The 21304-nt window shown below is 68.3% G+C and carries 21 protein-coding genes; 14 read left to right on the plus strand and 7 right to left on the minus strand.

The window, feature by feature from the left end; translation table 11 throughout:
- Nucleotides 1-89: 89 nt before the first annotated feature.
- The 3 genes from LKD76_RS04530 to LKD76_RS04540 all read left to right on the plus strand — a co-directional run bounded on the left by LKD76_RS04530 (nt 90) and on the right by LKD76_RS04540 (nt 1938).
- Nucleotides 90-308, plus strand: a complete 219-nt coding sequence (locus LKD76_RS04530) for an MbtH family protein (RefSeq protein ID WP_227979662.1) — start codon at nt 90-92, stop codon at nt 306-308.
- Nucleotides 309-520: 212 nt separating this feature from the next.
- A complete protein-coding gene (locus LKD76_RS04535) occupies nt 521-1231 on the plus strand; it encodes an NUDIX hydrolase (protein ID WP_227979664.1) in 711 nt (236 codons plus the stop codon).
- Between the two features lie 56 nt (nt 1232-1287).
- A complete protein-coding gene (locus LKD76_RS04540) occupies nt 1288-1938 on the plus strand; it encodes a hypothetical protein (protein ID WP_227979665.1) in 651 nt (216 codons plus the stop codon).
- A gap of 5 nt (nt 1939-1943) precedes the next feature.
- On the opposite strand, the gene LKD76_RS04545 is transcribed toward LKD76_RS04540, so the two are convergent.
- Nucleotides 1944-3197: a TetR/AcrR family transcriptional regulator gene (locus LKD76_RS04545; RefSeq protein ID WP_227979667.1), complete on the minus strand. Its 1254-nt coding sequence runs from the start codon at nt 3195-3197 to the stop codon at nt 1944-1946.
- A gap of 485 nt (nt 3198-3682) precedes the next feature.
- Here LKD76_RS04545 and LKD76_RS04550 point away from each other — a divergent pair, with 485 nt between their 5' ends.
- Complete coding sequence (locus LKD76_RS04550; protein WP_227979669.1) at nt 3683-4126, plus strand: SRPBCC family protein; 444 nt, start codon at nt 3683-3685, stop codon at nt 4124-4126.
- A gap of 4 nt (nt 4127-4130) precedes the next feature.
- On the opposite strand, the gene LKD76_RS04555 is transcribed toward LKD76_RS04550, so the two are convergent.
- Nucleotides 4131-4724 carry an SACE_7040 family transcriptional regulator gene (locus tag LKD76_RS04555; RefSeq protein ID WP_227979671.1) on the minus strand — a complete coding sequence of 198 codons (594 nt, stop codon included), beginning with the start codon at nt 4722-4724 and terminating at the stop codon, nt 4131-4133.
- A 94-nt stretch (nt 4725-4818) separates the two neighbouring features.
- Here LKD76_RS04555 and LKD76_RS04560 point away from each other — a divergent pair, with 94 nt between their 5' ends.
- The 6 genes from LKD76_RS04560 to LKD76_RS04585 all read left to right on the plus strand — a co-directional run bounded on the left by LKD76_RS04560 (nt 4819) and on the right by LKD76_RS04585 (nt 12998).
- Complete coding sequence (locus tag LKD76_RS04560) at nt 4819-6423, plus strand: carboxyl transferase domain-containing protein (RefSeq protein ID WP_227979672.1); 1605 nt, start codon at nt 4819-4821, stop codon at nt 6421-6423.
- Nucleotides 6424-6428: 5 nt separating this feature from the next.
- The gene (locus LKD76_RS04565; protein ID WP_227979674.1) at nt 6429-8477 is read left to right on the plus strand and encodes an acetyl-CoA carboxylase biotin carboxylase subunit; all 2049 of its coding nucleotides are present in this window, start codon (nt 6429-6431) and stop codon (nt 8475-8477) included.
- The gene (locus tag LKD76_RS04570; RefSeq protein WP_227979675.1) at nt 8474-9634 is read left to right on the plus strand and encodes an acyl-CoA dehydrogenase family protein; all 1161 of its coding nucleotides are present in this window, start codon (nt 8474-8476) and stop codon (nt 9632-9634) included. Before LKD76_RS04565 ends, LKD76_RS04570 begins: the two co-directional genes overlap by 4 nt.
- An 8-nt stretch (nt 9635-9642) precedes the next feature.
- Entirely contained in the window at nt 9643-10131 is a 489-nt protein-coding gene (locus LKD76_RS04575) for a MaoC family dehydratase (protein WP_227985094.1), read from the plus strand.
- A gap of 3 nt (nt 10132-10134) precedes the next feature.
- Nucleotides 10135-10947, plus strand: a complete 813-nt coding sequence (locus LKD76_RS04580; protein WP_227979677.1) for an HpcH/HpaI aldolase/citrate lyase family protein — start codon at nt 10135-10137, stop codon at nt 10945-10947.
- Between the two features lie 104 nt (nt 10948-11051).
- A complete protein-coding gene (locus LKD76_RS04585) occupies nt 11052-12998 on the plus strand; it encodes an acetoacetate--CoA ligase (RefSeq protein ID WP_227979679.1) in 1947 nt (648 codons plus the stop codon).
- Nucleotides 12999-13051: 53 nt separating this feature from the next.
- Here the strand turns inward: LKD76_RS04585 and LKD76_RS04590 are convergent, their stop codons facing one another.
- From LKD76_RS04590 to LKD76_RS04605, 4 genes are all read right to left on the minus strand, one after another.
- Nucleotides 13052-13825, minus strand: coding sequence for an ABC transporter ATP-binding protein (locus tag LKD76_RS04590; protein WP_227979680.1), 774 nt, complete (start codon nt 13823-13825; stop codon nt 13052-13054).
- Nucleotides 13826-13851: 26 nt separating this feature from the next.
- Nucleotides 13852-14901 (minus strand): ABC transporter permease, encoded by a 1050-nt coding sequence (locus LKD76_RS04595; protein WP_227979681.1) that lies wholly within the window; start codon nt 14899-14901, stop codon nt 13852-13854.
- Between the two features lie 146 nt (nt 14902-15047).
- Nucleotides 15048-15653 carry a hemerythrin domain-containing protein gene (locus LKD76_RS04600; RefSeq protein ID WP_227979683.1) on the minus strand — a complete coding sequence of 202 codons (606 nt, stop codon included), beginning with the start codon at nt 15651-15653 and terminating at the stop codon, nt 15048-15050.
- A 10-nt stretch (nt 15654-15663) separates the two neighbouring features.
- A complete protein-coding gene (locus LKD76_RS04605) occupies nt 15664-16506 on the minus strand; it encodes an NAD(P)H-binding protein (RefSeq protein WP_227979684.1) in 843 nt (280 codons plus the stop codon).
- 189 nt (nt 16507-16695) lie between these two features.
- On the opposite strand from LKD76_RS04605, the gene LKD76_RS04610 reads away from it, so the two are divergent.
- From LKD76_RS04610 to LKD76_RS04620, 3 genes are read left to right on the plus strand one after another with little or no spacing between them, the layout of a single operon-like run.
- Nucleotides 16696-17940 carry a sensor histidine kinase gene (locus tag LKD76_RS04610; RefSeq protein WP_227979685.1) on the plus strand — a complete coding sequence of 415 codons (1245 nt, stop codon included), beginning with the start codon at nt 16696-16698 and terminating at the stop codon, nt 17938-17940.
- Complete coding sequence (locus LKD76_RS04615) at nt 17937-18554, plus strand: response regulator (protein ID WP_227979689.1); 618 nt, start codon at nt 17937-17939, stop codon at nt 18552-18554. The genes LKD76_RS04610 and LKD76_RS04615 overlap by 4 nt, the downstream gene beginning before the upstream one ends.
- Nucleotides 18555-18613: 59 nt before the next feature.
- Complete coding sequence (locus tag LKD76_RS04620) at nt 18614-19039, plus strand: PPOX class F420-dependent oxidoreductase (RefSeq protein ID WP_227979690.1); 426 nt, start codon at nt 18614-18616, stop codon at nt 19037-19039.
- 11 nt (nt 19040-19050) lie between these two features.
- Here LKD76_RS04620 and LKD76_RS04625 read toward each other — a convergent pair whose 3' ends face one another.
- On the minus strand, nt 19051-19725 hold the full coding sequence (locus tag LKD76_RS04625; RefSeq protein WP_227979691.1) for a cupin domain-containing protein: 675 nt from the start codon (nt 19723-19725) through the stop codon (nt 19051-19053).
- A 441-nt stretch (nt 19726-20166) separates the two neighbouring features.
- Between LKD76_RS04625 and cobM the strand changes: the two genes are divergently transcribed.
- The gene (gene cobM, locus LKD76_RS04630; RefSeq protein ID WP_227979692.1) at nt 20167-20934 is read left to right on the plus strand and encodes a precorrin-4 C(11)-methyltransferase; all 768 of its coding nucleotides are present in this window, start codon (nt 20167-20169) and stop codon (nt 20932-20934) included.
- The last annotated feature ends 370 nt before the right edge of the window (nt 20935-21304 follow it).

The raw sequence follows: 21304 nt of genomic DNA on the forward strand, positions 1-21304 counted from the left end.
GTGCGGGCCCCACCGTCGCGGGCCCGCACCACCGGAGGCTGCGGTTGCTCGCGCGCACCCGGAAATCGTTCCGCAAGAAAGGTATTCGAATGAGCAATCCATTCGACGATGACGACGCCGAGTTCTATGTCCTGACCAACTCCGAAGGCGAGCACTCGCTGTGGCCGGTGTTCGCCGCCGTCCCGAGCGGATGGACGATCGCTCACGGTCCTTGCCTGCGTCAGCTCTGTCTCGACTACGTCGAATCACACTGGACCGATATGCGACCGAATTCGCTGATCGAAGCCATGCGCCTGCAAGCCAAGTGAATACCGCGCGCCGCGACGTGTCCTCCGACCCCCGCCTCGGCACGTCGCGGCGTGAGCGGGCGTTCGGTGGTCGTGGACGGATAAGGTCATACCTCCATTTGTCCGCGCTGCCACCGGGAATGCCGGCGCGAATTCTCCGCGGTGTTACGCGCGTGCCGATACCACGAACTACCGCCCGTTTTTATCGTCACCCTGACGATTACAATGCCGTTATGGGCAGTGGTTTTCGCCTCAACGCAGCGGTTGCGGTCGATTTGGTGGTTCTGACCCTGGGCGCGCGGCACACTGCCAACGACACGTTGTGCGGGCTGTTGGTTCAGCGGTTGTATGCGCCTTTTCGCGGCAGATGGGCGTTGCCGGGAGGTTTCGTTCGTCCGGAGGAGAGTCTGTCGGCGGCGGCGGTACGGGAATTGCGGGACGAGACCGGACTGCGCGGGGATCGTATGCATTTGGAGCAGCTGGCGACCTACGGTGAACCCGGTCGTGATCCCCGGGGGCGGGTGATCAGCACCGCGTACCTGGCCCTGGTGCCGAATCTGCCCGCACCGCAAGCGGGTTCGGAAGCGACGGCGGCGGGAATCTGGGCGGTGGAGCAGCTGCTCGCCGAGCGCGGTCGGTTGGCCTTCGACCACCGCCGCATCCTCACCGACGGTGTCGAGCGCGCCCGCGCCAAACTCGAGTACACCCCACTGGCCACCGCGTTCTGCGCGCGTGAGTTCACGGTGGCGGAGTTGCGCCGGGTCTACGAGGTGGTCTGGGGTACCGCGATCGATCCACGCAATTTTCATCGCAAGGTCACGACCACACCGGGTTTCGTCGTCGCTACCGGTGCCACCACCACCCGCGACGGCGGCCGGCCGGCCAAGCTCTATCGTGCCGGGCCCGCGGAGGTGTTGCACCCGCCGATGCTCCGCCCGGCTTGACAGGCACCCGCTCCGCTGTGCCGACGTGACCGTCGCCACGGTGGTAAACCGGGAGTATGGCGGAGGTTTCAATCGGGGCGCCGGCCGTCGCCGGGCGGTCCGCGGAGTTCTGGGGATACCTGATGTGGGGCCTGGCGGGAGCGGTGATCGCCGTCCCCGAATTGGCCGCGGTCTTCGATTTCGCGGACTGGCCGACGATCTCGGCGACGATCGGCCACCTCGAGTCCGAGCATTCCTGGGTGCGCTTGGTGGTGGTGTTCGTCATCGTCGTCCTCGGCTACTACTCACTGCCGCAGCTGGCGATGCCGCCGCGGGTGCCGGCCGCGCTCGCCGGACGGCAGACCACCGCCAACGGCCGGGTGACGCCGGACCCGGATGCCGTGCGGACCGAGGGGATGGGCGGTTATCTGGTCCTGGCGTGCGCCGCGCTGGCCGCCGCGGTCGCTTTCGCCGCCGGTGCCCGCGCCATGGATCCGGGCGTCTTCACCGGCGCCTACGTGCTGTACGGCACCATCGCCGTCATGTGGGTGATCGTGCCCAGTGTGCTGTCGATGTTCTTCGCGCGGGAGGTGGCGTTCCCCACCCTGTTCCGGACCATCGGCTACCTCGAGCGCCGGGCCGGATTCGTCGCCGCGATCATCCTGGGACTGCTGGCGATCCTGTTGATCCACCTGGCCCTGTATCCCTGGCCGCGTATGAACGGCTGACCGGACTACGCGCTGGGCGGCGTACCGAACAGCACGACCTCCATCAGTGCGACGACCTGATCGGGCGGGCACATGCCCTCGTCGTCACCGAAGACCCGGCCCAGATCCACCACCAGGCCGAAGCTCGCCTGTACCAGGATGCGCGCCTGCGCCTCGGTGAGATCATTACGCACCGCGACCAGCAGTTTCACCCATTCCGCGACGATCAGCCGCTGGATATTGCGCAGTACGGTGCGTTCCTCGGCGGGGACGTGGCTGAACTCGGCGTAGTAGACGAAGGTCAGCTCCCGTTCGGCGAACGAACCGGCCACGTACAGGTCGATGAGTTTCGACAGTGCCTCGGCGGGGGTGGCCGAGGACGCGGTCGCGGGACCGATCGCCCCCGACACCCGGTCGGCCGCTCGCCGGAAGGCCGCGGCCAGCAGATCGCTCTTGCTGCGGTAGTACCGGTAGACCGCGGAGGCGGCCGACAGATCCGCGGCCGTCGCGATGTCCTCCACGCTCACGTTGGGGTAGCCGCGCTCGTGGAACAGTTCCACCGATTTCTTCAGCAGCAGTTCGTGTTTGAACGACCGGGGAATCTCCGCGGCGCGGTCGGCGGGGGCGGCCGGCGCGAACTCGGGGAGATCGGCCCGGATCACCGACCATGCCGCCGACTCGAGCACTGCGGTAAGGGATTTCACCGGCAGCGTGGCGTGGTGGTCGCCGATACTGCTGACGATGCTGAGCAGTGCCACGCCCCGGACCAGCCGGTCCCGGTGCGCGAGCTCCGGTCGCAGCTCACCCATCAGGTCCGACAACGCTCGGATGGAGGTGGTGAAACCCTCGTTGAGCGTCGCCCGATCGTCGTCCTCGAGGTAACGCCCCTCCCAGCGCACCAGCGTCACCGTCGGCCGGTTGGCGACGGTCGCCGCGATCATGGCGTCGAGTACGTGGGCCAGCCGCTGCTCGGCCGGCAGCTCGGCATCCTCGGGCCGGACGGTGGTCGATTCGACCGTCACCGCGGCCAGACGCAGCAATTCCTCTCGGAACAGCGCGTATTTGCTCGGATAGTGCCGGTACAGTGCGGCCGAGGAGATGCCGAGTCGCGAGGCGATATCCTCCATGCTGACCCCGTGGTAGCCGAGGGAACCGAAGGCCGCCGCCGAGGTCGCGGCGATCTGGGCGCGCCGATTCTTCGGCCGCCGGCGAATCACCCGCTCCGGCGGATTTGTTGTCGCCTGTTCTGCGGGGCGTGCGGTGCCACGCTCTACGCTCACGGTTCCGGCCTGTCTGTGGTGCGGCGGCATTCCTCGGCACTCATGAAAGCCATGGTAGCCACCGGATGATTTCCGTCTGCTCGGTGTTACCGCCGGTTCCACGAGGCCGGTCCGGCGCTGTGGTGTGCGGCACGGTGCCCGCCCGCTCGATCGCTCCATCGAAGCCGCCCCGTCCGGCGTCGGGCCCCACGGCCCCGCCGGATCGGAGGCCGGAAATCTTCCGGCGGGCGGCTTCCGCTGGTCTGGCGAACCGGTCGAAAAATACTATGCCGCAAGGGGATACCGACCGGCATCGAGTACTGTCCAGCCCCCTTTCCGCTTGGGCGGGTGTCCAGATTGCTCACGTGTATCGAAATAGCATCGTTTCGACTCTCTTGTCTGGCAGTGGGCGGCGATCGAGCCGTAGGGTTCGCTGCGACTCGAAACCGATCGGCACCGGCGCCCTTCGGAACGGACGCGACCACGCGGCAGCGAAAGGGAACTCGATGCGCACGCTGGACCTGGAACGGATCATCCGGGCACCTCGCGCAGACGTCTTCGACTGGCTCACCGACGCCACCAATTATCAGCGCGTTCCCTCGATCCGGCGGGTGACCCCGGTGCGCCCGGGCAATGTGTCCGAGCACGGCGTCGGCGCGGTCCGGCTGCTGGTGACCCCGCTGCTGCGGCTCACCGAGGAGGTCACCCATTACGATCCGCCGCGGCTGTTCCGTTATCGAGTGCTGAAATCGCTTCCGCCACTGCGCCATCAGGACGGCACCGTCACCTTCGACGAACATCCGTCCGGGACCAGGGTGCGCTGGCAATCCCAATTCGAGATCGCCACACCGCTTTTCGGCACCGCGTGGACGATGGCGCTGCTCCCGGCGGTCTATCTGGGCCTGCACTTCGTCCTGGCCACCGCCGATCAGGAACTGCGCCGGGACTGACCGCTCAGCTCAGCGCGGCCCAGGCCATCTCGCGCAGTATCGGCCGGGCGCGTCCGGCGAGCGTGGGGGAGGCGCTGTGCGGGGTGGAGTTGATCAGGCCGAAGGTGGCGTGCGCCATCACCCGGGCGGTGGTTTCGGCCAGATCGGGATGAAGTTCGCGCAATACCGCGACCCAGATCTCCACGTACTGTCGCTGCAGCCGGCGCACCTGCCGCCGGGCGGCCTCGGGCAGACTTTCCAGGTCGCGGTCCTGGATCCGGATGAGCTCCGGCTCGCCCAGGGCGAAGTCGAGATGGAATTCGATCAATCCCGACAGCGCCTGCCGTGGTGATTCGGCCCGCTCCGCGACCGCCCGCCCGCCCTCGAACAGCCGGGTGCTGATCCCGACCAGCAGCTCCACCAGCACCGCCTCCTTGTTGGGGAAGTGCCGGTACACGGCCGGACCGCTGATCCCGGCCGCGGCGCCCAGATCGTCGAGCCGGACTCCGGGGAATCCGCGGTCGGCGATCAATCGCGCGCCGGCGTCGAGCAGTTGCTGCCGCCGCTGCGCCTTGAGCTGTTCGCGGCGCGTGGGGGCGATCGTCTCACTGCCGTCCATCACCCCTCCTGTCGGCGTCTCTGGACATTTCAGTTAGTCAAGATTATCTTGGATTCCAGTTATTGGCCACTAACCGAATGGGCAGGATGGCGTGATGACCGTTACGCAGGACGTGCGGGCCGGAAATCGGGCGGCACATCTGGCGCTGCTCGACGAGCTGCGCGAGAAATTGGCGGCGAGTGCGCTGGGCGGGCCCGAGCGCGCCCGCGAGCGCCATGTGGCGCGCGGCAAACTGCTGCCGCGACAGCGGGTGGATCGATTGCTCGATCCGGGGAGCCCGTTCCTCGAGCTGTCCCCACTGGCGGCCGACGGGATGTACGGCGGCGAGTGCCCGGGCGCCGGGGTGATCGGCGGGATCGGCCGGGTCTCGGGGCGCGAATGCGTGATCGTCGCCAACGACGCGACGGTCAAGGGCGGCACCTACTACCCGATGACCGTCAAGAAGCATCTACGTGCCCAGGAGGTGGCGCTGCAGAATCACCTGCCGTGCATCTACCTGGTGGATTCCGGTGGTGCGCATCTGCCGCATCAGGATGACGTCTTCCCCGATCGCGAGCATTTCGGCCGGATCTTCTACAACCAGGCGACCATGAGCGCCCAGGGCATCCCGCAGATCGCGGCGGTGCTGGGCTCCTGTACGGCCGGCGGCGCCTACGTGCCCGCGATGAGTGACGAGGCGGTGATCGTGCGCAATCAGGGCACGATCTTCCTCGGCGGCCCGCCGCTGGTGAAGGCCGCCACCGGGGAGGTGGTCACCGCGGAGGAACTCGGCGGCGGCGAATTGCATTCGCGCACTTCCGGTGTCACGGATCATCTGGCCGACAGTGACGAGGACGCGCTGCGCATCGTGCGCCGTATCGTCGGCACCCTCGCGCCGAAATCGCCCAGCCCGTGGGAGATCTCCGCACCGGTAGAGGCGATCGCCCCGCAGTCGGAGCTCTACGACGTGGTTCCGGTGGACCTGCGCACGCCCTACGATGTGCACGAGGTCATCAAGCGGATCGTCGACGGTGGTGGATCTCCCGGCTCCGCCGGGGGTGGCGAATTCCACGAATTCAAGGCCGAATACGGCCGCACCCTGGTCACGGGATTCGCGCGTATCCACGGGCATCCGGTGGGCATCGTCGCCAACAACGGCGTACTGTTCGGTGAATCCGCCCAGAAGGGCGCGCATTTCATCGAATTGTGCGACAAGCGGATGATCCCGCTGGTCTTCCTGCAGAACATCACCGGCTTCATGGTCGGTCGCGACTACGAGGCCGGCGGAATCGCCAAGCACGGCGCGAAGATGGTCACCGCGGTGGCCTGCGCGCGGGTGCCGAAGCTGACGGTGGTGATCGGCGGTTCCTACGGCGCGGGCAACTATTCGATGTGCGGGCGGGCGTATTCGCCACGCTTCCTGTGGATGTGGCCCAACGCCCGGATCTCGGTCATGGGCGGCGAGCAGGCCGCCTCGGTCCTGGCGACGGTGCGCGGCGATCAACTCGGCGACGCGTGGTCCGCCGAGCAGGAGGAGGCGTTCAAGGCCCCGATCCGGGAGCAGTACGAACACCAGGGCAATCCCTACTACTCCACCGCCCGGCTCTGGGACGACGGCGTGATCGATCCCGCCGACACCAGGACCGTGCTCGGGCTGGCGCTGTCGGTCTGCGCGCAAGCTCCGCTCGAACCCGTTTCCTACGGCGTATTCCGGATGTGATCACAGTGCTGAACAAATCCCACCCGGTGCCTTTCGACACCGTATTGGTCGCCAACCGCGGCGAGATCGCCGTGCGAGTGATCCGGACCCTGCGCGAGATGGGCATTCGCTCGGTCGCGGTCTACAGCGACGCCGACGCCGGGGCCCGGCACGTGGCCGAGGCCGATGTCGCGGTGCGGCTGGGGCCGGCGCCGGCCCGGCAGAGTTATCTCGATATCGACCGGGTCGTGGACGCCGCACTGCGCACCGGCGCGCAGGCGGTACATCCGGGTTACGGCTTCCTGTCGGAGAATTCGGCCTTCGCCGCCGCGCTGGAGCGGGCGGGCATCGTCTTCCTCGGCCCGCCCGTGCGCGCCATCGAGGTGATGGGCGACAAGATCGCGGCCAAGACCGCGGTCGCCGACTTCGGCGTCCCGGTCGTTCCGGGCATCGCCCGGCCGGGCCTCACCGATGACGAATTGATCGCCGCTGCCACCGACATCGGCTATCCGGTACTGGTCAAGCCGTCCGCGGGCGGCGGCGGCAAGGGTATGCGCCGGGTCGAAGATCCGGCCGAGCTGCCGGCGGCGCTGGTGAGCGCGCGCCGCGAGGCCGCCGCGGCCTTCGGTGACGACACCCTGTTCCTGGAACGATTCGTCGCGACGCCACGCCATATCGAGGTGCAGATCCTGGCCGACCGCTTCGGCAACGTTCTGCATCTGGGCGAACGCGAATGCAGTCTGCAGCGCCGTCACCAGAAGGTCATCGAGGAGGCGCCCTCGCCGCTGCTCGATCCGCAGACACGCGCCCGCATCGGCACCGCCGCCTGCAATACCGCGCGCAGTGTCGACTACGTCGGCGCGGGCACGGTCGAATTCATCGTCTCCGCCGATCGGCCGGACGAGTTCTTCTTCATGGAGATGAACACCCGGCTGCAGGTGGAACATCCGGTGACCGAGCTGGTCACCGGGGTGGATTTGGTGGAATGCCAGGTCCGGGTGGCCGCGGGGCAGAAGATCGCGGTGGGACAGGACGATATCCGGCTCACCGGTCACGCCGTCGAGGCGCGGGTGTACGCCGAGGATCCCGGTCGCGACTTCCTGCCGACCGGAGGCACGGTCCTGGCACTGGCCGAACCGGAAGGCACCGGGGTGCGGGTGGATTCGGGCCTGCACCGGGGCAGTGTGATCGGCAGCGATTACGACCCGATGCTGTCGAAGGTGATCGCCTACGGTCCCGATCGCGCGTCCGCGCTGGCCCGGCTCGATCAGGCGCTGGCCGAAACCCAGGTGCTGGGGGTGCGCACCAATACCGATTTCCTGCGGTTCCTGCTGGCCGATCCGGATGTGCGGCGCGGAGCTCTCGACACCGGCCTCCTGGACCGGCGCGCCGGAGATTTCCGTCCCGCCCCGGTCACCGACGATCAGTTCGTCGCGGCGGCGGTATCGCGGTGGTCGCGCACGTGGCCGGCGGCGCCGCGCGGTCCGTGGGAGGTACCCGACGGCTGGCGCATCGGCGCCGCCGCCCCCACGGTGCACCGGCTCGAGGGCGGCGATCGCGTTGTGCACGTGGCGATTACCGGCACCCCGGGTGATGCGCGCGTCGCCGTGGACGACGGTGACCCGCGAGCGCTGATCGCCGATCTGGACGGTGCGGTGCTGACCATGACGCTGGACGGCATCCGGCTGCGCTATCGGGTCGCCGAGCAGGACGGTCCGATCTGGGTCGCCGGTGCCGGGGGTGTGGCCGCGGTACGCGAGGTCGCCGAACCCAGCGTGCGCGGCGCCGACGATCAGGTCACCGATGCCGAAATAGTCAGTCCCATGCCGGGTTCGGTGATCGCCGTGCACGTGGAACCGGGCGTCCGGGTGGCCGCGGGCACCCCGGTGGTGGTGGTCGAGGCGATGAAGATGGAACACACGCTGACCGCGCCGGTCACCGGGACCGTGGAGCTGCTGGTGGCGGCCGGCGATCAGGTGCAAGTCGAACAGGTCCTGGCGCGGATCGCCGCCGAGCCCGCCCCGGCCGATGCCGAGCAGGCGGCGGATACCGAGCAGAAAGAGGTAGTTTCGTGAGTGATTTCCTGTCCACCGGCACCCTGCCGCAGGAGTATCGGGACCTGGCGCTGACCGTCCGCGATTTCGCCAACCAGGTGGTGGCGCCCGTCGCCGCGAAACACGACGCCGACCACACGTTCCCGTACGAGGTGGTAGCCGGAATGGCCGATATGGGGCTGTTCGGCCTGCCCTTCCCGGAAGAGTACGGCGGCATGGGTGGCGACTACTTCGCCCTGTGCCTGGCCCTGGAGGAACTCGGCAAGATCGACCAGAGCGTGGCGATCACGCTCGAGGCCGGTGTCTCGCTGGGCGCCATGCCGGTCTACCGATTCGGCAACGAGGAGCAGAAGCAGCAGTGGTTGCCGCAGTTGACCTCCGGACGCGCGCTGGCCGGCTTCGGACTCACCGAACCGGGCGCGGGCAGTGACGCCGGTGGCACCCGAACCACCGCGGTACTCGACGGTGACGAGTGGATCATCAACGGCAGCAAGCAGTTCATCACCAACTCCGGCACCGATATCACCCGGCTGGTGACCGTGACGGCGGTGACCGGTGGGACCGAGGGCAAGAAGGAGATCTCCACGATCCTCGTCCCCGCCGACACTCCGGGTTTCGTCGCCGAACCCGCCTACAACAAGGTCGGCTGGCACGCCTCGGACACCCATCCGCTGAGTCTCACCGATGTCCGTGTGCCGCAGGCGAACCTGCTCGGTGAGCGCGGCCGCGGCTATGCCAACTTCCTGCGAATTCTCGACGAGGGCCGGATCGCGATCGCGGCGCTGTCGGTCGGTGCCGCGCAGGGCTGCGTGGACGAGAGTGTGCGCTATGCCGGCGAGCGGGAAGCCTTCGGCCGCGCCATCGGCCGCAATCAGGCGGTGGCCTTCAAGATCGCGCGGATGGAGGCGCGGGCCCACGCGGCCCGCACCGCCTACTACGACGCGGCGGCGTTGATGCTGGCGGGCAAGCCCTTCAAGAAGGAGGCCGCGATCGCGAAGCTCGTCGCCAGCGAGGCCGCGATGGACAATTCCCGTGACGCCACCCAGATCTTCGGCGGCTACGGCTTCATGAACGAATACGCTGTCGCCCGGCACTACCGGGACTCGAAGATCCTCGAGATCGGTGAGGGCACTACGGAGGTTCAGCTGATGCTGATCGGACGGGAGCTGGGACTGTGAGCGAGCAGATGGAGCCCGTGCGCCGGGTGGTACAGCGCGGATTGTGGTTCGAGGAACTGGAAACCGGTGTGCTGTACGAACATCGGCCGGGCCGCACCATCACCGAGGCCGACAACGTCGCGTTCACCACGCAGACGATGAATACCCAGGCACTGCACCTGGACGCGGCCTTCGCCGACGCGCTGCCGCCGTTCAACCAGCGGCTGGTCAATTCGATGCTCACCCTCTCGACTCTGGTCGGCCTGTCGGTGGCGCAGCTGACCCAGGGCACCATCGTGGGCAATCTGGGTTTCTCGGAGGTCGCCTTCCCGAAGCCGATGTTCCACGGTGACACCCTCTACGCCGAGACCCTGGTGACGGCGAAACGCGAGTCGAAGAGCCGGCCTGGCGAGGGTATCGCGACCTTCGCGCACACCGGCCGCAACCAACACGGCGACGTGGTGGCGACGGCGGTGCGCAAAACCCTGGTCCGGATGCGGCCGGCCGGGCAGGAGTAGGACATGAGCTGGGAAATCCCGGGACCGGCCTGGTTGTTCTGCCCGGCCGACCGCGGTGAGCGCTACGAGAAGGCCGCCGCGGCGGCCGATGTGGTGATCATCGATCTGGAGGACGGCGTCGGCGCCGGTGACAAAGAGGCCGCGCGCGAGGTGCTGATGGCCACGCCGCTGGACCCGGAGCGGACCGTGGTCCGGGTCAACGCGGCCGGGACGCACGACTTCGACGCCGATCTGACCGCGCTGGCCTCGACGTCTTATCGCCGCGTCATGCTGCCGAAATGCGAATCGGCGGAACAACTGTCGATGTTGTCGGATTACGAGGTCGTCGCGCTGTTCGAATCGCCGCTGGGCGCGTTGCGCACCGAAGCGGTCATGGCCGCGCCGAATACCATCGCCTCGATGGCCGGTGCGGAAGATCTGGTCGCCGGTCTGGGCGGCATTTCGAGCCGTCGCGCCGACGGCGGTTATCGCGACGTGGCGCGTCACCTCCGCACGACGGCACTGCTGGCGGCGAAGGCGCACGGTAAGGTCGCGCTCGACTCGGTGTATCTGGATATCGCCGACCTGGACGGATTGCGGGCGGAATCCGACGAGGCCGTCGCGGTCGGCTACGACGTGAAGGTGGCGATCCACCCGAAGCAACTCGCCGTGATCCGCGCGGCCTACACGCCCACCGACGACGAATTGGACTGGGCTCGACGAGTGCTGGCCGAGGTGCCCAACAATCGCGGGGTGTTCAGTTTCGAGGGACGCATGGTCGACGGGCCGGTGATCCGGCACGCGGAGCGGATCCTGCAACGCGGCGGGGTCCGGTAGCGGGCCCACGACCGTGGACCCGCTAGTCACCGGATATATCTGTTCATCCAGCGCATCCGGCACCTGCACCGGCCGGAGACATCGCTGACGGCGGTAGGAGAATAATGACGCAACCGCAGTGGGAGCCCAGCGCGGAGGACGTGGCGGCGGCGCGGGTCACCGATTTCGCCCGCTTCGCCGGTCGGCGGATCGGACGCGAATTCGACGACTACCACGCGCTGTGGGAATGGTCGGTCGGCGATCCGGCCGGATTCTGGGGTGCGGTCTGGGAGTACTTCGACCTCGGTGACGCACCGGAGACCGTGCTGGCGAGCGCCGAGATGCCCGGTGCGCAATGGTTTCCGGGGCAGCGACTGAACTACGTCGATCGGATCGCGGGGCAGGCCCGCACCGATCGGCCCGCGATCGTCTACGCGGACGAGGCCGGCGGGCTGGCCGAGATCTCCTGGGCCGAGCTGCTGGGACGCGCCGCGTCGTTCGCCACCACCCTGCGCGAACTCGGTGTGCGCCGCGGCGACCGGGTCGTCGGCTACCTGCCGAATATCCCGGAGGCCGTCATCGCCTTCCTCGGCACCGCGGCGATCGGCGCGGTGTGGAGTGCCTGTGGTCAGGACTACTCCGCGAAGGCGGCACTGGACCGGCTCGGACAGCTGGAACCCGCCGTGCTGGTGACCGCCGACGGCTACCGATTCGGCGGGAAGGCGCACGCCAAGACCGAGGACATCGCGACGCTGCGGGACGGTTTGCCGACCGTGCGGGCCACCGTGGTGGTGTCCCGGCTGGGTGCGGCGGTGCCCGGTGCGCTGGATTGGGTGGCGGTGACGACACCCGACGGCACCGAATTGAGCGGTGAGCAGGTCGATTTCGCGCATCCGCTGTGGATTCTGTTCTCCTCCGGAACCACCGGTTTGCCCAAGGGCATCGTGCACGGCCACGGCGGCGTTCTGCTCGAACATCTCAAAGCCGCTGCGCTGCAATCGGATATCGGTCGCGACGACGTGTTCTTCTGGTACACCAGCCCCAGCTGGATGATGTGGAACTTCCAGGTCGCCGGCCTGCTGGTCGGGGCCACCATCGTCTGTTACGACGGCAGCCCCACCTATCCGCATCCGGATTCGCTGTTCGATCTCGCCGCGCGCACCCGCACGACCGTACTGGGCACCAGTCCCGGATACGTGCTGGCCTGCATCAAGGCCGGTGCGGTGCCGCGCGACGAGCACGATCTGTCCGCACTGCGCGCGGTCGGTATCACCGGATCCTCGCTGCCGCCCTCCTCGGCACTGTGGTTGCGCGACAACGTCGGTGAACGGGTGCAGGTGAACTCGATCAGCGGCGGAACCGATGTGGTGTCGGCCTTCATCGGCGGTGCGCCCACCGTCCCGGTCTGGCCGGGTGAGTTGTCGGCGCGCTATCTCGGCGCGGCGGTGGATGCCTGGGACGAATCGGGGCGCCCGGTGCGAAACGAGGTGGGGGAGTTGGTGATCACCGCGCCCATGCCCTCGATGCCCGTGTCGTTCTGGAACGATCCCGACGGCTCCCGTTATCGCGCAGCCTATTTCGAGATGTTCCCCGGTGTGTGGCGGCACGGTGACTGGATCACCATCACCGATCACGACAGTATCGTCGTGCACGGACGCTCGGATTCCACGCTGAACCGCCACGGTATCCGCATGGGTTCGGCCGATATCTATCAAGCGGTGGAGCAGCTTCCGGAAATCGCCGAGGCGCTGGTGATCGGCGCCGAACAACCCGATGGTGGCTACTGGATGCCGTTGTTCGTCACCTTGGCCCCCGGCTACGACCTCACCGACGAGGTGAAACAGCGGATCTCCGACACCATCCGGCGCGAAGTGTCACCCCGGCATGTGCCCGACGAGATCATCGTCGCCCCCGGTATCCCACACACCCGCACCGGGAAGAAGCTCGAGGTCCCGATCAAGAAGTTGTTCCAGGGTGCGGACGCCGACCGGGTCGTCGAGCGCAGCGCGGTCGACAACCCGGACCTGCTGAGCTGGTATGCGGCGGTGCGGGTTCCGGCGGCGCGGAAGTAGGGAACGCGGGAGGATCCCGGACGTCGGCGACGTGTGCGCGATCGGCGCGGCGGTCACGCCGCCGGCCGGGTGTTCTCCTCCGGCGACAGTCGCCCGTCGACCATGCGGTAGACCGCGTTCATCCGGTGCAGGTGGGAGCGGTCGTGGGTGACCAGCAGGGTCGCCGCGTTGTGTTCGTGGACCACGTCGAGGATCAGGTCGATGATCGCCGCGCCGCGTTCCTGGTCCAAGGCGCTGGTGGGTTCGTCGACCACCAGCAGGTCCGGGTCGTGCATGAGAGCGCGCGCGATGTTCACGCGTTGACGCTGTCCACCCGACAGTTGCGCGGGACTCTTGTGCTCCTGACCGCTCAGGCCGACGGCGGCGAGCAAATCCATTGCCTGCGAGCGGGTCCGGCGCCGCAGCCGGGGTGACAGGATCGTATGCCCACCCAGATGTCGCATGACCTCGAGCTGTTCGATCGCGGTCAGGGCGGGGATCAGATTGGGCTGCTGGAAGACGATGCCGATCCGCTCGCGGCGCAGGGTCGTGGCCTCGCGGCGGCTCGCCGTGGCCAGATCGACACTGCCGCTGCCGGTGTCGAGCACGATATGGCCCGAATCGGGGCGCACCAGGGTCGACACCGTGGCCAGCAGACTGGATTTGCCCGAGCCGGACGGTCCGGTGATGGCCGCGATCTCACCGCCGCGTACGGCCAATTCCACCCGGTCGAGTGCGGTGATGCGGCCGTCGCCGTCGGGATAGGTGAGGGTGAGGTCGGTGACGGTGAGCGCGACGGGCTTCGAGGGGGTGTGCGTCGAAGCGGGGGACAGCAGTGGGCTGGACATCGAAAACTCCTGGGCGATAACCGAAATCAACGGGATTGGTTCAGTGCGGTGAGCGGATCGGTGGTGGCCAGGAAGCGCAGCGCGAACACCGCGCCCACCAGCCCCAGGCCGATCAGTGCCAGTGCGGGTACCACCGTCGTCGCGCCGGTGAGAACGAACGGCACGCTGCCGCCGATGAATACGCCGGCCAGCGCCGTCACGCCCACCCCCACGCCCACGCCGATGAGCAGGACGATCAGCGCCTGCCCGAGGGCGTCGCGGATCAGCGATCCGGTGGTGGCGCCCAGTGCTTTGAGCGCCGCGATATCCGGTGTGCGCTGAATGGTCCACACGGTGAAGAAGGCCCCGATCACCAAGGCGGAGATCACGAACAACATCACCGTCATCAGGGTCAGTGAACCGTTCTCGGCCTGATAGGACCCGATCGCCTGCAGGGAGCCGTCGACGCTCGTCGTGCGGGTGTGCGCGGCCCGGTTCACCGCCTCGGTGTCGTAGGTGCCGGATGCGACCAGAACGGTGGCCGCACCACCACGCGGGGCGAGTTGCTGCCAATCCGACAGTGCTGTCCAGACGACCGGGGTGTGGGCATACCAGTCGTCGTCGCCGATCCCGGTGATGGTGAAGCTCCGGTCACCCAGCGCGATTCGCTCACCGGGCGCGGCGGAGAGCCGATCGGCGGCGGCCTTGCTCAGGATCACCGTGCCTGGCGCGGCAGGCTGCTGCGCGCCGAACGCCGGGCCGTCGACGCCGAACAGTGCCACCGAGGTGGGCGCGACCCCGTCGCGAGTGGCCTGGCCCCGGCTGATGCCGACCGGCTCGACCGTGGCTCCGGACTGTTGCCAGGCCCGGACCTGTTCGCCGGTCAGTGCCGAGGAATCGAACGACGGGTCGGCGCCGGTGTCGGCGAACACCACCGCCGAGCCGGACAGCTTGTCCAGCGCGGAAATATTCTGATGCGCGAGTCCGGCGGTGAGACCGCTCAGAAAACTCACCAGCAGCGCCACCATGGCGACCACCAGGGTGATGAGCAGGAACCGGCCGCGGGCGGCTCGCAGATCTCGCAGTGCAACGAACATATCTCCACTGTGGCGATTCGCCCGCGCCGCGACATCGCCCTCGTGGACCGTTCCCGGCCACCGACGGTGGGTCGCGGACTCCGCCTTTCGATGGATGCCGGGGGCGGGCGGAAGCGGCCACGATCATGGTCGGTCGCCGGCCCGGTTCACCGCCACCAGTTCCGGTTTCGGTAGCGGCGCTCCCACAGCGCCGTGTTGATCATCGAGACCGGTCGCGGCATCGCGGCGAGGAAGGTGTGCCGCTGTCGCGGGGTGGCGCCGTCGAGGACCCACGGGACATAGACCGCGGCACCCGAAGGACCTTGTTTGCGTGCCATCGCACCACGGAAGTCGCCCCAGTCCTTCGTGGTGAGCACCTCCTGGATGAGGGGCAGGGCACTGCTCTCCTCGTGCTCCATATGGTCGCCGAGGATGCGGGCCAGCGTGTCGACTCGTTCCGCCAGGTCGCGGGTCGGCCGGCGAAATCCCTCCTCGACGCTGTCGAGGGCCGGATGCAGCGCCGCGTGTTCGGCCTCCATCGCCGCCATCAACTCGCGGTCGCGGGGACGATCGGTGAGTGCGGTGAGCACGCGCGGCCACAACACGGCGTCCTCCACCGTGTGGTGCACGTCGAGCTGACGGGTGAAGTTCTCCCAGCCGGCGCGGACGCCCGGCCGGTCGGTCTCGCCCTGTCCGGCAGCGGTGGCGAGCCTGGCCAGATCGCGGCGGAATGCGTCGTGCGTCGCGTACATGACGGCGAAATCTATGGACATGACAGACCTTTCAGGATTCGAAGGCGGAGGCGTAGTCCTCGGCCCAGGTGGTGAAGTCGAGCGCGGGGCGGCCGAGCAGCCGGGCCACCGTGTCGGTGGTGGGACCGGGGGTTTCCGCGTAGCCGGCCAGGGATCCGAGGGCGCGCGCCACGATCTCCTCGGGTAGGCCCTGGGCCGACATCGCGGCGCGCACCCGGCCGGGAGGCAGTTCGAGAAATGACAGCTCGCGGCCGATGACATCGCCGATGAGGCGCACTCGTGCGCGCTGGGTGAGTGATCGCGGCCCGGACAGCAGATAGCTGCGTCCCGCGTGCCCGTCCTCGGTGAGGGCGCGGACCGCCACCTCGGCCACGTCTCGCTGATGGATCGGGGAGGCGGCCGCCGCGCCGTAGGCGCCCCGCACCACGTCTCCCGCCCTGATCTGCGGCGCCCAGCTCAGAGCGTTCGCGGCGAAGTCGGTGCAGCGCAACAGCGTCCACGCCAGACCCGACTCCGTCGCAGCGCGCTCGACCCGCTCGAACCCGGCCCTGAATCGCGGTTCCCCGACCGGATATTCGACCGAGGACGCCGAGACCACCACGACCCGGCGCGCGCCGTGCCGGGCGGCGGCCGCGAGTAGCTCCGGGGCCGTGGTGACCAGCGCCCGGGAACTGAGCAGTACCGCCTCGGCGCCGTTCCAGGCGGTCTCGGGAATCGATGGCGCACCGGGGTCGCCCTCGATCACCCGCACCCCGGCGGGCAGGCGCGCGGCCGCCGGCGTGCGGGTGATCGCGCCGACGGCCGCGCCGGTGTTCGCGAGCAGGGCGACGACTTCGCGTCCGATCGTTCCGGTCGCGCCGATGACAACGATCATCAGGACTCCTTCGAGGTATTAGATATCTAATTCATAAGATATGAGAATCATATAACTATGCCGTCGAGAAGGGTAGTGACGCCGGTCGCACCGGCGCGGTCACCGTTCCGGGCGTGCCGAACCTCCGGCCGACGCGCGGTTCCAACTTTCGAACGATGCCGGTCGGGCGCCCGCGCATAAGCTGGCGGTGTGCACCGCTCTCCACTCACCCCCGTCTTCGCCGCACTGCAGGTGGGCCTGCACGTGCTGATGACGGCGCTCGCGGTGGTCGTGGTGGTGCGGGCGATCGTGCCCGCCGGTGAAGGATCGCCGCATACCGTGCCGGTGATCGTGCTCGCGGTGCTGTTCCTCATCGTCTATTTCGCGGGCGGTCTGCTGCGCGGACGTCCGGTCGCGGCGCGGTTCTGGCTCGCCGGACTGACGGCGCTGTGGCTGGCGTTGATCCCGCTCGCGCCCGAGGCCGTCTACCTGGTCTTCGGCCTGTTCTTCCTGTACCTGCATCTGCTGCCGCGGATGTGGGGGCTGGCGGCGGTGATCGCCGCGACCGCCGTCTCGGTGGTGGGGTACGGGCTGCACCAGGGCTGGTCGGTCGCGGGGGTGGCCGGGCCGGTACTGGGCGCGATCGTGGCGATCGCGATCGGACTGGGCTATCGAGCGCTGTTCCGGGAGGCCGCCGATCGGCAGCGGTTGATCGACGAATTGCTCGCCGCCCGAGCGACTCTCGCCGAGCGGGAACGCACCGCCGGAAAGCTGGCCGAACGGGAACGGCTGGCGCAGGAGATCCACGACACGGTGGCCCAGGGGCTGTCGAGTATTCAATTGCTGCTCCATGCCGCCGAACGTGACGCCCCGGATCATCCCGCGCTACAGCGGATCCGACTCGCCCGCGAGACCGCGGCCGACAATCTGGCCGAAACCCGGCAGCTGATCGGCGAGCTCACGCCGGCGGTACTGGAAGGTCAGTCGCTCAGCGACGCGCTCGACCGCATCGCCCGCCGCGCCGAGGCGCCCGGCCTCAGCGCCCGCACCGTGGTGGAGGGCACGCCCATGCGGCTGCCGATGCCCGTCGAAGCAGCGCTGGTGCGGGTGGCGCAGGGCGCGGTGTCGAATGTGGTCCGGCACGCTCGCGCGGACCGGATGCGGATCACGCTCACCTACGGTGACGACGCGGTTCACCTGGACGTGGTCGACGACGGCGTCGGTATCGATCCCGCGGTGTTCGGGCGCGGCACGTTCGGGCTCAATGCCATGCGCAGCCGGGTGGAGCAGCAGGGCGGCATGATGGATGTCGAATCCGAACCCGGGCATACCGCGGTGACGGTCTCGTTCCCGCTGCACGATACGGCCGGTGAGAATCCCGAGGGGCCGGTATTCGATACCCGGTCACCGGAATCCGACGCGGCCGAACAGCTTTCGCGGGAGAAACTGTCGTGATCCGATTGCTGCTCGCCGACGACCACGCGATCGTGCGCGCCGGTCTACGCGCGCTCCTGGACTCCGGTGAGGACATCACGGTCGCCGGTGAGGCCGCCACCGCCGAGGAGGCGGTGGCCTTCTGCGCCACCACCCCCGTCGACCTGGTGCTGATGGATCTGCGGTTCGGTCCCGGCAAATCCGGGGTGGACGCGACCTCGGCCCTGCGCGCGCTGCCCGATCCGCCGAATGTCCTGGTGGTCACCAACTACGACACCGACGCGGATATCCTCGGCGCCATCGAGGCCGGGGCCTGCGGGTACATCCTGAAGGACACCCCACCCGCGGAACTGCTGGCGGCGGTCCGAGGCGCGGCCGCCGGTGACAGCGTGCTGTCGCCCTCGGTGGCCTCGCGATTGATGACCCGCGTGCGTAAACCGGACGCCACCCTGAGTGCGCGGGAGATCGAGGTGCTGCGACTCGTCGCCGACGGCCATTCCAACCGGGATATCGGCAAACGCCTGTTCCTCAGTGAGACGACGGTGAAATCCCATCTGGTGCATATCTATTCGAAGCTGGGTGTGAAATCGCGGACCTCGGCGGTGGCCCGGGCCCGCGAACGCGGCGCCATCTGAGCCCGGCCGTCGCGCGCGAGGTCCCGGAAATCCGGCGGATCGCCTCCTAGGGTGTGCACATGCCTTCCATCACCGATCCCGAAGTGCGCGAATTCCTCTCGGCCGGCACCCGGACCGGCAAACTCGCGATCGTCGCCTCCGACGGCCGTCCGGTCGTCAATCCGGTGTGGTTCATCGTCGACGGCGACGATCTGGTCTTCAACACCGGTAAGACCACGGCCAAGGGCAAGGCCGTCGCTCGCGACCCGCGGGTCTCGATCTGTGTCGACCTCCAACAGCCGCCGTACGCCTACTTCCAGGTCCAAGGCGTCGCCACCCTCTCCGAGGATCCGGCCGAACTCCTGCGCACCGCCACCGCCATCGCCGCGCGCTACATGGGCCCCGACCGGGCCGAGGAGTTCGGCCGGCGCAACGCGGTCCCGGGCGAGCTGGTGGTCCGCGTCCGGCCCACCAAGATCCTCGGCGGATTGGATATGACGGGGTAGCCGCGGCGGTCTCAGCCGCGCCGCGCGTAGTCCGCCGCCGCGGCCCAGTCGATCATCACGCAGGCTTCGTCGCCGACGGTCCAGGCATCGTGGCCGGGCGGGCATTCCATGTAGTCGCCGGGGCCGACCTCGCTCTCGGTGCCGTCGTCCATCCGGATGCGCATCCGCCCCGACACGCAGTATCCGAGGTGGGCAGCCTGGCAACTATCGGTGCCGGCTATCGGCTTGACGTGGGTCGACCAGCGCCATCCGGGCTCGAAGACAGCCCGGCCGACCGCACCCGCGGGCGCCTGCACGACCTGCAGGCGGCCGCTGCCCGATTCGAATTCCCGCGTCTCGTCGGCGGCATCGAAGTTCTTGACCAGCAGGGAGGTGCCCGGTCGCGACGACATGTCGTCTTCGCGCATCAGATCGAGATTGCGGAAGACGGCCGGACCGTCACACAGGGCGGCCAGGGTTTCGGCGAAGCCGGTGGTCTCGGGCAGCGCGGAATTCGCCATGGCCTGTTCGTAGGAGGGGAACTCCACGATCTGCATATAGGTGTTGTCGCGATCGCGATCCTTGGTCTCCATGCTGTGGGTCGCCGCGCGCGTGCCTTCGGTGGCGGTGAGCCACCGATCGAGAGTCGAATTGAATTCATCGAGCCGTGAGGTCGTGAACTCGATGGTCTGAACGAATTTCGTCATCGTGGTCACCTTCGGAAATCTGAGTGGACCCCGGGGTCAACCCTACGCCGGGCGGACCCCGATGGAGCCGGCGAATCCGATCCGATCCAGCGGCTTTCGGCGGATGTGGGGGCGCGGCGGGAGGACCGATCCGCCGAGCGTATTTCTTCGCGAAAACCATTGATGCACAACGGATGTGGTGCAAACGCGATGTCGGGCCACTCGACGGCTCACCCATCGGAGCCCGATACTGCCTTGCACCACGGGGCACGGGGCACGGGGCACGGGCACGGCGACTCGGCGCTGGATTCGGTCGCCTTCGTGCCCGCCGAAGAACGCGGATACGTGCGCGAAGGTGAGTCGAACGGGCCGTCAGGCCGCCGGGCCGGGGCCCGCCGGTCCTCGACGCCGACCGGTTGGGCTGACCGGTTCGCCGCGTTTCCCGCTTCCTACACTCCATCCATGACCGTGCACTTCATCGGAGCGGGTCCCGGCGCTGCGGATCTGCTGACCCTGCGGGCGGTGCGACTGCTGCGGGAGTCGCCGGTGTGCCTCTACGCGGGGACCTATCTGGATCCGGGGGTACTGGGCAATTGCGCGCCGGACGCCGAGCTGATCGACACCCAGGGCCTGGATCTGGACGAGATCGTCGAGCACTGCGCGCGGGCGGATGCCGAGGGCAAGGATGTGGCCCGGTTGTGTTCGGGTGATCCCTCCCTCTATTCGGCGTTGACCGAGCAGACACGGCGGCTGGATGCCCGGGGCATCGCCTGGGATGTGACTCCGGGGGTACCGGCCTACGCGGCGGCGGCCGCGGTGCTGGGCAGTGAACTGACGGTGCCCGAAGTGGTCCAGTCGGTGGTGCTCACGCGCACGCGGGTCCGGTCCACCGCGATGCCCGAGTCGGAGGCGCTGGCGAACTTCGCGCGGACGGGAGCCAGCCTGGTGTTGCATCTGGCGATCACCCGGATCCGGGAGCTCGCCGCGGAACTGTCGGGGGAATACGGGCCCGACTGCCCGGTGGTGGTGGTCTACCGCGCGAGCCAGCCGCGGCAGCTGGTGCTGCGCGGGACCCTGTCCGATATCGCCGACCAGGTCGAGGCGGCGGGATTGCGGCAGGCCGCGGTGGTGCTGGTGGGTCGCGCGCTGGCCCCGGCGATCGACTGCGCGCAATCCCATCTGTACGACCCGAGCCGGGAACGCCGTCACTTCCCAGGGGCGGGAATGTGAAACACGTTCGGCCATGTAGACAGGCGCCGGGTCAGGCCGCTGATCCGCGCCGATGTGGCCGGTGCAACTTCGTGCTGCGCTGATGTCGGAGCGCTATCGGGCTTCTTGGGTCATTGTCGGTAGTGGGCGGTAGATTGGTTCGGTGTTCATCAGCGAATCGCGAAATGAGGCCGATCCGTGGTCGGCGGGTGTGGTCGGGCCCATGTAACAAGATCGGCCCGACGGACGGATAGGTCCTATGAACATTTTTGTTGTCTGATTGCAATCGAAGTGAGCCCCGAACACCGGCGCCACGCTCGGATGAGGTGAGCGTCGGTATCGGTGTGCCATCGGGGAGCGCTGCGTGGCGTTCCGGAAGTGAGGTTACGGG

It is taken from the genome of Nocardia spumae (assembly GCF_020733635.1).
Classification (GTDB): domain Bacteria; phylum Actinomycetota; class Actinomycetes; order Mycobacteriales; family Mycobacteriaceae; genus Nocardia; species Nocardia spumae.